The sequence below is a fragment of the Amnibacterium sp. genome, assembly GCF_051956055.1.
GTDB lineage: Bacteria > Actinomycetota > Actinomycetes > Actinomycetales > Microbacteriaceae > Amnibacterium.
In genome coordinates this window covers 1-11,721 of the sequence record NZ_JBQCGC010000019.1, presented here as the reverse complement: position 1 = coordinate 11,721, position 11,721 = coordinate 1, and the positions used below count along the sequence as shown (strand labels likewise).

The 11,721-nt window shown below is 74.0% G+C and carries 12 protein-coding genes; 4 read left to right on the top strand and 8 right to left on the bottom strand.

The annotated features are described in order from the left end of the window. Nucleotides 1–8: 8 nt before the first annotated feature. Nucleotides 9–635, bottom strand: coding sequence for a TetR/AcrR family transcriptional regulator (locus ACTHLI_RS02870; RefSeq protein ID WP_440181348.1), 627 nt, complete (start codon nucleotides 633–635; stop codon nucleotides 9–11). Nucleotides 636–711: 76 nt separating this feature from the next. Between ACTHLI_RS02870 and ACTHLI_RS02865 the strand changes: the two genes are divergently transcribed. The 4 genes from ACTHLI_RS02865 to ACTHLI_RS02850 all read left to right on the top strand — a co-directional run bounded on the left by ACTHLI_RS02865 (nucleotide 712) and on the right by ACTHLI_RS02850 (nucleotide 5,047). Beyond that, a complete protein-coding gene (locus tag ACTHLI_RS02865; RefSeq protein ID WP_440181347.1) occupies nucleotides 712–2,208 on the top strand; it encodes a flavin-containing monooxygenase in 1,497 nt (498 codons plus the stop codon). Between the two features lie 14 nt (nucleotides 2,209–2,222). Next, a complete protein-coding gene (locus ACTHLI_RS02860; RefSeq protein WP_440181345.1) occupies nucleotides 2,223–3,071 on the top strand; it encodes a 3-hydroxyacyl-CoA dehydrogenase in 849 nt (282 codons plus the stop codon). A 29-nt stretch (nucleotides 3,072–3,100) separates the two neighbouring features. Then, nucleotides 3,101–4,042, top strand: a complete 942-nt coding sequence (locus tag ACTHLI_RS02855) for an alpha/beta hydrolase (protein ID WP_440181343.1) — start codon at nucleotides 3,101–3,103, stop codon at nucleotides 4,040–4,042. 132 nt (nucleotides 4,043–4,174) lie between these two features. Beyond that, nucleotides 4,175–5,047, top strand: coding sequence for a DUF2231 domain-containing protein (locus ACTHLI_RS02850; RefSeq protein WP_440181342.1), 873 nt, complete (start codon nucleotides 4,175–4,177; stop codon nucleotides 5,045–5,047). 65 nt (nucleotides 5,048–5,112) lie between these two features. Here ACTHLI_RS02850 and der read toward each other — a convergent pair whose 3' ends face one another. Genes der through ACTHLI_RS02815 form a run of 7 tightly spaced genes read right to left on the bottom strand, consistent with a single transcriptional unit; the run spans nucleotide 5,113 to nucleotide 11,598 of the window. Continuing rightward, nucleotides 5,113–6,621, bottom strand: coding sequence for a ribosome biogenesis GTPase Der (der, locus tag ACTHLI_RS02845; RefSeq protein ID WP_440181340.1), 1,509 nt, complete (start codon nucleotides 6,619–6,621; stop codon nucleotides 5,113–5,115). Further along, nucleotides 6,618–7,307 carry a (d)CMP kinase gene (gene cmk / locus ACTHLI_RS02840; RefSeq protein ID WP_440181339.1) on the bottom strand — a complete coding sequence of 230 codons (690 nt, stop codon included), beginning with the start codon at nucleotides 7,305–7,307 and terminating at the stop codon, nucleotides 6,618–6,620. The genes der and cmk overlap by 4 nt, the downstream gene beginning before the upstream one ends. Then, on the bottom strand, nucleotides 7,304–8,389 hold the full coding sequence (locus tag ACTHLI_RS02835; protein ID WP_440181337.1) for a prephenate dehydrogenase: 1,086 nt from the start codon (nucleotides 8,387–8,389) through the stop codon (nucleotides 7,304–7,306). The genes cmk and ACTHLI_RS02835 overlap by 4 nt, the downstream gene beginning before the upstream one ends. A gap of 2 nt (nucleotides 8,390–8,391) precedes the next feature. Then, nucleotides 8,392–9,180, bottom strand: coding sequence for a pseudouridine synthase (locus ACTHLI_RS02830; RefSeq protein WP_440181335.1), 789 nt, complete (start codon nucleotides 9,178–9,180; stop codon nucleotides 8,392–8,394). Then, nucleotides 9,170–9,919 carry an SMC-Scp complex subunit ScpB gene (gene scpB / locus ACTHLI_RS02825; RefSeq protein WP_440181334.1) on the bottom strand — a complete coding sequence of 250 codons (750 nt, stop codon included), beginning with the start codon at nucleotides 9,917–9,919 and terminating at the stop codon, nucleotides 9,170–9,172. Before scpB ends, ACTHLI_RS02830 begins: the two co-directional genes overlap by 11 nt. Then, nucleotides 9,912–10,727, bottom strand: a complete 816-nt coding sequence (locus tag ACTHLI_RS02820) for a segregation and condensation protein A (RefSeq protein ID WP_440181333.1) — start codon at nucleotides 10,725–10,727, stop codon at nucleotides 9,912–9,914. The genes scpB and ACTHLI_RS02820 overlap by 8 nt, the downstream gene beginning before the upstream one ends. Next, the gene (locus ACTHLI_RS02815) at nucleotides 10,714–11,598 is read right to left on the bottom strand and encodes a ParA family protein (protein ID WP_440181372.1); all 885 of its coding nucleotides are present in this window, start codon (nucleotides 11,596–11,598) and stop codon (nucleotides 10,714–10,716) included. Before ACTHLI_RS02815 ends, ACTHLI_RS02820 begins: the two co-directional genes overlap by 14 nt. Nucleotides 11,599–11,721 lie beyond the last annotated feature (123 nt).

The following is an 11,721-nucleotide window of genomic DNA, read 5'->3' as shown; positions in this document are numbered from 1 at the left end:
CCGCATCCCTACGGCGTCGGCGTGCCGTAGATCGTCGTGACCCACACGTCGGTGAGCACGTCGAGCACCTCGTCCGGGGCGAGCGCTGGCTGCTCGCCGCCGAAGGAGGCGACGAGCACGCGCTCGTTCATCGCGTTCAGCACCACGCTCGTCGCGTGCGGATCGACGACCTCCCGGGCTCGCCCCCGACGCCGCTCGGCGACGATGGTGGAGGCGGTCAGGTCGACCCAGCGCGACGACCGCCTTGCCCACTCGTCGCGCAGCTCCGGGATCGTCGCCCGCGCCTCCGCCAGGGTGACGGAGACGGCGCGGTGCGCGCCGAACACGGCGACGAAGACCCCGATCGACCCCCGCCACCACGCGGCGGGGTCGTCGCCGGGTACGCCGACCTCGGCGAGGCGGGCGTCCACCTCGGCCACCATACGGTCGAGCAGGTCGAGCAGCACCGCCTGCTTGGACGGGAAGTAGAAGTAGAAGGCGCTGCGGGAGATCGCGGCCCCCGCGGCGATCTCGTCGACGGCGATGTCCGCGAGCGGCTTGCGCTGCAGCAGGTCCTCGAACGCCTCGACGATCGCGCGCTGCCGCTCGTCCCCCGAGAGGCGCGCCGCACGTCGGCTCCGCGACGGGGTACTCATGCCGGGAGCTTACTGACACCGTGTCGACTTCTTCGACATCGTGTCAGTAGAGTCGTCCGAGGCGGGGAGGTCGATGATGACGGAGCACCTGGACGTGGTGATCGTGGGCGCGGGGCTGTCGGGCGTCGGCGCCGCGGCGACGCTGCAGCGCCGTGTGCCGGACCGCACCTTCGCGGTCCTGGAGTCGCGGGACGACATCGGCGGCACCTGGGACCTGTTCCGGTACCCGGGCGTGCGCTCGGACTCGGACATGTACACCCTCGGCTACGCGGCCCGCCCCTGGCCGGGCGAGAAGGCGATCGCGGACGGCGACGACATCCGCGAGTACGTCCGCCGCACGGCGGAGGAGACCGGTGTGCGGGAGCGCATCCGGTTCCGGCAGCGGGTCGTCGCGGCCTCCTGGCACTCGGACGCCGCGGTCTGGGAGCTGACGGTGCTGCACCGCGCCCCCGACGCGACCGGTGAATGGCAGGAGGGCGAGGCCGGCACCACGACCACCATCACGTGCTCCTTCCTGTTCGGCTGCACGGGCTACTACCGGTACGACGAGGGGTACTCCCCCGACATCCCCGGGCTCAGCGACTTCGCGGGCCCCGTGGTGCATCCCCAGCACTGGCCGGCCGACCTGGACCCCGCCGGCAAGCGGTTCGTCGTCATCGGCAGCGGCGCGACGGCCGTGACACTGGTGCCGGCGCTCGCGAAGCGCGGCGCCCACGCGGTGATGCTGCAGCGCTCGCCGACCTACGTGGCGGCGGTCCCGTCCCGCGACCGGCTCGCGATGCGCCTGAAGGGCCGACTGCCTGCGGGCCTCGCCTACCGGGTCGTGCGGACGAAGCACATCCTCGGCGGGATCGTCCTCTACCAGTACGCCCGCCGCCGGCCCGCGGCCATGAAGGCGGTCCTCCGCCGCGCCGCAAAGGAGAAGCTGCCCGCGTCCTTCGACGTCGACACGCACTTCGCGCCGCGGTACGACCCCTGGGACCAGCGCCTGTGCGCGGTACCGGGAGGCGACCTGTTCCGGGCGATCTCCGCCGGGGACGCGGACGTCGTCACCGACCGCATCGACCGGGTCGACGCGAACGGGGTGCGACTCGAGTCCGGCGGCCGGGTCGACGCGGACGTGCTCGTCACCGCCACCGGCCTCAACGTGCTCGTCCTCGGCGGGATGCGGATCGACGTCGACGGCCGCGTCGTCGACCCCGGCGCCACGATCGCCTACAAGGGCTTCATGCTCACCGGGGTCCCGAACCTCGCGTACACGATCGGGTACACCAACTCCTCCTGGACGCTGCGAGCCGATCTCGTCTCGAACGCGGTGGTCGACCTGCTGCAGCGCATGCGCCGACGCGGCACGCCCGTCGTGGTCCCGGAGGTGCCCACGACCGACGGCCCGACCGCTCCGGTGATCGATCTCGCCGCCGGGTACATCCGCCGCGGCCTGCACCTCCTGCCGCGCCAGGGGCACCGGTCGCCGTGGAAGGTGCACCAGAACTACCTGCGGGACCTCGCCCTCTTCCGGTTCGACCCGCGGCGCCGCGCGCTGCGGTTCGAGCACGCCGGAGCCCGCCCGTGACCGAAGGAGCCCCCGTGCCCGCATCCCCGTTCGCCCGCGTCACCGTCCTCGGCCTGGGGGTGCTCGGGTCGCAGATCGCGCTCCAGGTCGCCGCGCACGGCCCCGAGGTCACCGCGTACGACATCGACGAGGCCGCCCTCGAGGCGGGACGCGGGCGTCTCGCCGCCTTCTCCACGGCCGCGGCGGCGCAGGTCGCCGACCCGGAGGCGTACCGCTCGGCCCCTGGCCGCATCCGGCTGTCCAGCGACCTCGCGGATGCGGTTCACGAGGCGGACCTCGTGATCGAGGCGGTGCCGGAGCGGCTCGAGCTGAAGCGCGAGGTCTGGGCGCGGGTCGGCGCGGCCGCCCCAGCCACCACGGTCTTCGCCACCAACTCGTCGAGCCTGCTGCCGAGCGCCATCGCGGACGCGACCGGGCGCCCCGACCGCTTCCTCGCCCTCCACTTCGCGAACCACGTCTGGATCAACAACACCGCCGAGGTGATGGGCACGCAGGAGACCGGCCCGGCGGTCGCCGACCGGGTGCAGACGTTCGCCGAGGCGATCGGGATGATCGCGATCCGGCTGCACAAGGAGCAGCCGGGCTACGTGCTGAACTCCCTCCTGATCCCCTTCCTCGGTGCCGCGGCCGAGCTGCTCGTGAAGGGCGTCGCCGACCCGGAGACCATCGACCTGACGTGGCGGAAGGCCACCGGCGCACCGGCGGGCCCGTTCCAGATCTACGACGTCGTCGGGCTCCGCACCGCATACGCGATCGCCTCCGCCGATCCGCGCTCGGCCGTCTGGGCCGCATACCTCAAGGAGCACTACCTCGATCAGGGGAAGCTGGGCGTCGAGTCCGGCGAGGGCTTCTACCGCTACTGACGATCTCCCACCACGCGAAGGACCGACCCATGCCGCTCGACCCCGACACCGCCATGATGCTGCAGGAGCTGCAGCGACGCGGCCTTCCCGGCCCCGCCGACTCCGACGTGCCCACCGCGCGCGCGGTCCTGCGCGGCATCTCCGGCGTCGACCGCCGCGACCCCGCGACGCTGCCCCGCATCGGCGAGATCCGGGACGAGACGATCGGCGGCGTGCGGTGCCGCGTGTACCGGCCGCAGGTGTCCACGCCCGCCCCGACGATCGTCTACCTCCACGGCGGCGGCTTCGTCATCGGGGACCTCGACACGCACGACCTCGCCGTGCGGTTCCTCGCGACGGACGTCGGCGCCGTCGTCGTCAGCGTCGACTACGGTCTCGCGCCGGAACGCCCCTTCCCCGGCGGGGTGGAGGACGCCTGGTCCGTCTTCGCGACCGTCGCCGGCCGGATCGGCGAGTTCGGCGGGGACCCGGCGCGCCTCGTCGTCGGCGGCGACAGCGCGGGCGCGAACCTCGCCGCCGTGACGGCGATCCACGCGCGTGACGCGGGGATCCCCCTGGCCGCGCAGCTGCTCGCCTACCCCACGGTCGACCCGGGCGGCGACTACGCCTCCCGGGGCGAGAACGCGGAGGGGTACTTCCTCACCGCCCGCGACATGGACTGGTTCTTCGAGCAGTACACGGGCGTGCAGCCCGATTCGGCCGCGGCCCGCACCCTCGTCGAGGACCCGCGCATCGCCCCGCTGCGCACGCCCGACCTCGCAGGCGTCGCGCCCGCCGTGATCGCGACGGCGGAGTTCGACCCGTTGCGCGACGAGGGCGTCGCCTACGCCGCCGCGCTCGTCGCGGCGGGCGTCCCCGTGTGGCACCGCACCTACGAGGGCCTCATCCACGGCTTCTACGGCACGCCCCTCCCGGGATCGCTGACGGCGACGCACGAGATCGACGCGGCCCTCGCGGACCTCCTCGGCTGACCCGCGGGGTCTGGGTCCCGTCCGCGCGTCCGCTGCGGAGTCGCTGCGAGCACGGCCGTCGGGTTGCGCCCGCGGGGTGCGCGGCGGTGCGCTGGGGAGGAGACGTCGGGACACGGCGGGGACGGAGACGACATGCGTGAGCTGCGCATCCTGCGACCGATCGCGAAGCTCGAGGACGCGGCCGTCCTCGATCCGGTGGTCCGGGAGGTCCACCGCGTCGTCGACGCGGTGCTGAAGCCGCGCGCGCTCGAGGACCTCCTGCACGGTGTGCCCGCGGGGCATCCGATGCACCCCGCGCTGGTCCTCGTGCCCGCGGGATCCTGGATCGGCGCCGCGGTGCTCGACGTCGTACCGGGCGCCTCCCGCGCCTCCCGGACCCTGATCGGCGTGGGCGTGCTCGCGGCGGCGCCCGCGATCGCCGCCGGCTGGGCCGACTGGGCGCGCAGCCGACGGCAGCAGCAGCGCGTCGGCGTCGTGCACGCGGCCGCGAACGAGTCGGCGTGGGTGCTGTACACGGCCTCATGGCTCGCCAGGCGGGCCGGGCACGACGGCTTCGGGAAGGTGCTGGCCCTCGCCGGCTTCGGGCTCGTCGGCTTCGGCGGCTACCTGGGGGGCCACCTCGGGTACCGGCAGGCCGTCGGTGCCAACCACGCCGACGCGGTGGTCCAGCGGTTCCCGACCGGCTGGCACGAGCTCGGCGTGCTCGACGACCTCCCGGAGGAGGCACCGGTCCGGATCGAGGTCGCAGGCGAGCCGCTGTTCGTGCTGCGCCGCGGCAGCCGTGTCGACGTCCTCGCCGACGTCTCGACGCACCTCGGCGAGCCGCTCTCCGACGGCCGCATCGACGACCCGGGGCACCGCGGCGCGACCATCACCTCGAGTCTCGGGAGCGTGTTCGAGGTCGCCACCGGCGAGGTCGTGCACGGTCCGGCGACCGCGCCGGCGGTCCGCTTCGAGACGCGGATCAACGGGGAGCTGATCGAGGTGCGCCTCCCCCGCAGCTGAACCCCACTTTGCTCACGCTTCTGGACGCCGAAGCGCCGCTGCGGCGTCCAGAAGCGTGAGCAAAGTCAGGAGCGGCTTCGCCGCTCCCGAACGCGCATGTTGACGACGATCGGGGTGCCCACGAAGCCGTAGACCTCCCGGAGGCGCCGCTGCACGAAGCGCCGGTACCCCGGGTCGAGGAAGCCCGTGGTGAAGAGCACGAAGGTGGGCGGCCGGCTCGCCGCCTGCGTGCCGAACAGGATGCGCGGCTGCTTGCCGCCACGCACCGGGTGCGGGTGCGCGGCCGTCAGCTCCGCGATGAACGCGTTGAACTTGCCGGTGGGGATCCGCGTGTCCCAGCCGTCCAGCGCGGCCTCCAGCGCGGGCACGAGCTTCTCCAGGTGCCGCCCCGTGCGCGCCGAGATGTTCACGCGCGGCGCCCAGGCCACGTGCGCCAGCTCCTGCTCGATCTCCCGCTCCAGGTAGCGGCGCCGGTCGTCGTCGAGCAGGTCCCACTTGTTGAACGCGAGCACGAGCGCGCGCCCCGACTCGAGCACCATGTCCACGATGCGGATGTCCGCCTCGCTGATCGGCGCGGTCACATCGAACAGCACCACCGCGACCTCGGCCCGCTCGAGGGCCGCCTGCGTGCGGAGGGAGGCGTAGAAATCCGCACCTTGCGACAGGTGCGTGCGACGGCGGATGCCCGCGGTGTCGACGAACCGCCACACCGTCCCGGCGATCTCGATCTGCTCGTCGACCGGGTCCCTGGTCGTGCCGGCGGTGTCGGAGACGACCACGCGCTCCGCGCGGGCCGACTTGTTCAGCAGGCTCGACTTGCCCACGTTCGGCCTGCCGAGGAGCGCGACCCGCCGCGGACCGCCCGCCTCCGGCTTCGCGACCCCCGACTCGCTCGGCAGCATCCGCATGACCTCGTCGAGGAGGTCGGCGACGCCGCGGCCGTGCAGCGCCGAGACCGCCCACGGCTCGCCGAGGCCGAGGCCCCAGAGCTCGCCGGTGTACGCCTCCTGCCGGTCCCCGTCGACCTTGTTCGCGACGAGGCGCACCGGCTTCTTGGCGGCGCGGAGCATGCGGACGACCTGCTCGTCGGTGCTCGTCGCACCCACGACCGCGTCGACGACGAACAGCACGGCGTCCGCGAGGTCGACCGCGATCTCCGCCTGCGCGGCCACCGCCGCGTCGAGCCCGGCCGCGTCCGGCTCCCAGCCGCCCGTGTCGACGAGCGTGAACGCCCGCCCCTCCCACTCGCCCCGGTAGGTGACGCGGTCGCGGGTGACCCCGGGCACGTCCTCGACCACCGCGGCGCGGCGCCCGAGGATGCGGTTCACGAGCGCCGACTTGCCGACGTTCGGGCGCCCCACGATGGCCAGCACCGGCAGTGCGGCACCCGCGCCGAGCTCGGCGTCCTCGATCTCCCCGGTCTCGAGGAGGAGGCGGTCCTCGTCGTCGAGCTCGTACTCCTCGAGGCCGGCGCGCAGCGTCTCCGCGCGCTGCTCCGCCGCGGTCTCGTCGATCGCACCCAGGCGTTCGACGAGGTCGTCGGGGGTGTCGTAGCGGTCATCGGCATCGGTCATGCGACCGGCTCCAATCCGACCTGGCGGACGAGGGCGACGAGTGCGGCGACGGTCCCCTCGAAGTCCAGGTCCGTCGAGTCGAGGGTGGTGACGCCGTCGGCGGCCTCGAGGAAGTCCACGACCCGGGAGTCCCTGGCGTCGCGTTCGGCGATCGACCTCGCCACCTCGTGGTGGCTCTCGTCCGGCAGCTCCTTGGCCCGGCGGGAGGCGCGCACCTCCGGGCTCGCGGTGAGCAGCACGCGCACGTCCGCGTGCGGCGCGACGACGGTCGTGATGTCGCGGCCCTCGGCGACGATCCCCGGCTCCGCAGCGGCGAGGCGGGCCCGGAAGCCCTCGTTCAGCGTCCGGCGCACCGCGGCGACGCGGGCGATGCCGCTCACCGCCGCGGTCACGCGCGGGGTCCGGATCTCCTCGGTCACATCGACGCCGTCGACCCGCACCCAGCGCTCGCCCGGATCCTCCGCGGACTCGACGCGGAAGCCGTCGAGCGCGCGCTCGACCGCGGCAGCGTCCTCCGGATCGGCGCCGCGCTCGAGCACCCGCCAGGCGAGCGCCCGGTACGCGGCCCCGGTGTCGAGGAACGCGAAGCCGCGGGCGGCCGCCGCGGCGCGCGAGACGCTCGACTTGCCGCTGCCTGCCGGCCCGTCGACCGCCACGATCACGCCCACGTGCGCTCCCTCCGTCATGCGATCCGCCATCCGCGCGTCACCAGGTCCGCCTCCAGCCCTCCGGCCACCTCCGGGGCGACCGCGAGCTCCACGATGCCGATCGGAGCGCCGGGCGAGTGCTCGAGCCGCAGATCCTCGAGGTTCACGCCGAGCTCGCCGATCTCGGTGAGCAGGCGCGCGATCTGACCCGGCCGGTCGTCGACGAGCACGGTCAACGTCGTCGTCTTGAGGTCGACGCCGTGCTTGCCGGGGATGCGGGCGACGCCGTCGTTCCCGGCGGCGAGCACGTCGGCGAGCGCCCGCTGGGCGCCGCGGGCGGCGGGATCGGCGAGCGCCTCCAGCACCGCGTCGAGGTCGTCTCGGAGGTCGGAGAGCACCGGCAGGATCCGCGCCGCGTTGGCGCTCAGGATCTGCACCCAGAGGGCCGGATCGCTCGCCGCAATGCGCGTCGTGTCGCGCAGCCCCTGCCCCGCGAGCTCGGTGGCGCGGTCGGGTGCGTCGATCAGGCGGGCGGCGAGCAGGCTCGCGACGAGCTGCGGCGCGTGGGACACGACGGCGACCGCGTCGTCGTGCCGGTCGGCCGGGAGGCGGACCGGCGTCGCCCCGAGGTCGAGCGCGAGCGCCTCGAGCACCGCGGCCTGCTCCGGCACGGAGCCGGCGTGGGGCGCGATCACCCACGGGCGCCCGAGGAAGAGGTCGGCGCGGGCGGCGATCGGGCCGCCGCGTTCCCGGCCGGCCATGGGGTGCGAGCCGATGTAGCGCTCGGTCGCGGCGCCCGCCGCCTCGAGCGCGGCCAGCGGACCGGCCTTCACGCTCGCGACATCCGTGACGATCGCCTGCGGATGGCGCGTCAGCTCCGCTGCGACGACACCCGCGACGACGTCCGGCGGCACCGCGACCACGACGAGCGCAGGCGCGTCGTCGTCCGTCGCCGGGCGGCCCGCGCCGTAGTCCACCGCGAGCGCCAGGGTCGACGGCGAGACGTCGTCGAGGACGACGTCGACGTCGAGGGACGTGAGGCCGAGCCCGATGCTCGTGCCGAGCAGCCCGGTGCCGACGACCCGGACCTGCCCCGTGGTGCGGGCGGACACGGGCCCCAACCTTACCGGCCCGGCCGATCCCGCCTCGCGAGGGCCGCGAGCGCACCGAACTCCGCGGCGGTGAGGTCCCGCGTGCCGCCCACCGGCAGGTCGCCGAGCTTCAGCGGACCGAATTCCCGCCGCACGAGCTCGCGGACGGGGTGCCCCACCGCGTCGAGCATCCGCCGGACGATGCGGTTGCGCCCGGAATGCAGGGTGAGCTCGACGAGCGTGGCGCCGGAGGCGGCGCCGTTCGGCACGACCCGCACGCGGTCGGCCGCGATCGGGCCGTCCTCCAGCTCGATGCCGTTCCGCAGCCGCGCGAGCGTCTGCGGTCGGACCGCGCCGGACACGAGGGCGATGTAGGTCTTCGTCACGCCGAACGACGGGTGGGCGAGCACGTGCGCGAGGTCGCCGTCGTTCGTGAGCAGCAGGAGGCCGGACGTGTCGGTGTCGAGCCGGCCGACGTTGAACAGCCGTTCCTCGAAGCGGGCGGTGAAGCGGCTGAGGTCGGGCCGCCCGCGCTCGTCGTGCATCGTCGAGACGACACCGGTCGGCTTGTGGAGCAGCACGGTGCGGCGCCCGGGATCGACCTGCACCGCCACGCCGTCGACCGCGACCTCGTCGATCGTGGGGTCCACGCGTGTGCCCGGCTCGGTGACGATGCGGCCGTTCACCGCGACCCGGCCCGCAGCCATCAGCTCCTCGGAGGCGCGGCGGGAGGCGACGCCGGCGGCCGCGAGGACCTTCTGCAGCCGCTCGGGCCCTCCTGCGCCCGTCGAAGGGCCGTCCGTGCGCGGGTCAGCGGGCATCGGCGTACGCGCCCTCGACGCCCTCGAGCAGCGGAGCGAGGGGCGGCAGCTCCGCGAGGGACCGGATGCCGAGCGCGACGAGCAGGTCGTCCGTCGTGCCGTAGAGCACCGCCCCCGTCTCCTCCGAGCGGCCGACCTCGGCGACGAGGCCGCGGGTCACGAGCGTTTTCAGCACGGAGTCGACCGAGACCGCGCGGATCGCCGCGATCTGCCCGCGGGTGACCGGCTGCCGGTAGGCGACCACCGCGAGCGTCTCGAGCGCCGCCTGGCTCAGCCGTCCGGCCGTCTCGATCTCGAGCAGGTGGCGCACGGTCGTGTCGTGCGCGGGTCGCGCGTACAGGCGGTACCCGACCGCGAGCTCCCGGAGCTCGAAGCCGCGGCGGCGCCCGCCGCTGTGCCCGTCGTAGTCCGCGCGGAGGCGCTCGACCGCCTGGCGGACGACCGCGACCGGGCGGTCGACCGCGCTCGCGATCGTGAGCAGGTCGAGGGGACGGTCCGCGACCACGAGGAGCGCCTCGATCGCCGCGTCGAGCTCGTCGAGCGCGGACGACCGGGGCACGCCGGGCGCCGCCTCCTCCGGCTCCTGCGCCTCCGCCTCCTGCTTCTCGGCGCCCTCGTCGCGGGAGGCGAACGCGTGGGCGAGCTCCTCGTCGTCGACGGGCGCACCGAGCAGACCGGACAGCAGCAGCGCGACCGGCTCCTGCGGGGTGCGGCGGGTCGGCGCGGGCGACTCAGTCATCGAACCCTCCTCCGAGACGCGCGAGCATCGTGTCGTCCCAGTCTTGCGCGGTCCAGCGCACGACGAGCGCACCGAGCGGGTCGAGCTGCTCGAACGCGATCGCGCCCAGCCGGTGCAGCTCGAGCACGGCGAGGAACCGCGCGACGATCACCGCCCGGGCCGCATCCGGTCCGGTGAGGTCGAGGAAGGACAGCGCCGAACCGCGGCGCAGGAGGCTCACCACCTCGGCGGCCTGCTCGCGGAGCCCGACCGTCGAGCCGTGCAGATGGTCCGTCCCCACGGTCGGCACGGGACGCGGGGCGAGCGCGGCCGCCGCGAGCATCGCGAAGGCGGTCAGGTCGACCGGGAGCTCGGGAGGCGGAGCCGGCGGCCGCTGCTGCTCGTGCACCGACCCGCGGTGCGCGTGCCGCGCCTCCTCGAGCGCGAGAGCGTCCGCGAACCAGGCGGTCGCCTCCTTGAAGGCCCGGTACTGCAGCAGCCGGGCGAACAGCAGGTCGCGGGCCTCGAGCATCGCGACCGCCTCGGCGTCGACGACCTCGCCGGCGGGCAGCAGCCCGGCGATCTTGGCGTCGAGCAGCGTCGCACCGACGACGAGGAAGCCGCTCGTCTGGTCGAGGTCGACGTCGTCCCCGAGCTGCTCGAGGTGGGCCAGGAACTCGTCCGTGACGATGGACAGCGCGAGCTCGGTGACGTCCAGCTCGCGTCTGCCGATCAGGTCGAGCAGCAGGTCGAACGGGCCGTCGAACCCGCCGACGCGCACCCGGAAGCCGGGTGCGGCGTGCTCCGCGTCCTGCTCAGGCGAAGGCACCCCGGACCACCAGCTCTCTCGCGAGCTGCAGATAGGCCTCGGCGGCCCGGTGCTCGGGCGCGTACTCGAGGATCGGCTCGCGGGCGACGGAGGCGTCGGGGAACTTCACCGTGCGGCTGATGACGGTCTCGAGCACGTCCTCGTCGAACGCCTCCACGACGCGATCGAGGACCTCGCGGGAGTGCAGCGTGCGCGGGTCGTACATCGTCCCGACGATGCCGTCGAGCGCGATCGCCGGGTTGAGCCGGTCGCGGACCTTCTCGATGGTCTCGACGAGCAGCGCGACGCCGCGGAGGGCGAAGTACTCGCACGCGAGCGGGATCACGACGCCGTGCGCGGCGGTGAGCGCGTTCACAGTCAGGAGGCCGAGCGACGGCTGGCAGTCGATGAGCACGACGTCGTAGTCGTCGACGACGTGCCGGAGCACCCGGGCGAGGCTCTGCTCGCGCGCGACCTCGTTCACGAGGTGCACCTCGGCTGCGGACAGGTCGATGTTCGCCGGGATGATGTCGAGGCCCTCGATCTGCGTGTGCTGGATCGCGATCCTGGGGTCGGTGCGGGAGGATCCGAGCAGCAGCTCGTAGATCGTCGGGACGTCCTCCGTCTGCACCTTGAAGTTCGCCGACAGGGCCCCCTGCGGGTCGAAGTCGATCAGCAGCACGCGCCGGCCGTACGCGGCGAGCGCCGCGCCGAGGTTCACGGTCGTGGTGGTCTTGCCCACGCCGCCCTTCTGGTTGCAGAGCGCGACGATCCGGGCCGGGCCGTGCTGCGCGAGCGGCGCGGGCACCGGGAACTCGTGGGCCGGCCGGCCGGTCGGCCCGATGGGCAGCCGCTCCAGCTCGTCGTCAGGTCGGGTGTCCAGCACGGTCATCTGCGTCATGGGTGTGGTCCTCGGTGCGTCTCGCTCGATCGTCAGTCCACGCTAGGCCGGGCCCTCCCCCGTTCGAGGGCCGACGCGCCGCCTTCGTCGTTCAGGAGTTCCGGCGGCAGCGGC

Bases quoted from the DNA above. Each gene is read 5' to 3' on its own strand.
- ACTHLI_RS02850 (WP_440181342.1), top strand. From the start codon at position 4,175: ATGCGTGAGCTGCGCATCCTGCGACCGATCGCGAAGCTCGAGGACGCG.
- der (WP_440181340.1), bottom strand. From the start codon at position 6,621: ATGACCGATGCCGATGACCGCTACGACACCCCCGACGACCTCGTCGAA.
- scpB (WP_440181334.1), bottom strand. From the start codon at position 9,919: ATGACTGAGTCGCCCGCGCCGACCCGCCGCACCCCGCAGGAGCCGGTC.
- ACTHLI_RS02855 (WP_440181343.1), top strand. From the start codon at position 3,101: ATGCCGCTCGACCCCGACACCGCCATGATGCTGCAGGAGCTGCAGCGA.
- ACTHLI_RS02870 (WP_440181348.1), bottom strand. From the start codon at position 635: ATGAGTACCCCGTCGCGGAGCCGACGTGCGGCGCGCCTCTCGGGGGAC.
- ACTHLI_RS02815 (WP_440181372.1), bottom strand. From the start codon at position 11,598: ATGACCGTGCTGGACACCCGACCTGACGACGAGCTGGAGCGGCTGCCC.
- cmk (WP_440181339.1), bottom strand. From the start codon at position 7,307: ATGACGGAGGGAGCGCACGTGGGCGTGATCGTGGCGGTCGACGGGCCG.
- ACTHLI_RS02865 (WP_440181347.1), top strand. From the start codon at position 712: ATGACGGAGCACCTGGACGTGGTGATCGTGGGCGCGGGGCTGTCGGGC.
- ACTHLI_RS02830 (WP_440181335.1), bottom strand. From the start codon at position 9,180: ATGCCCGCTGACCCGCGCACGGACGGCCCTTCGACGGGCGCAGGAGGG.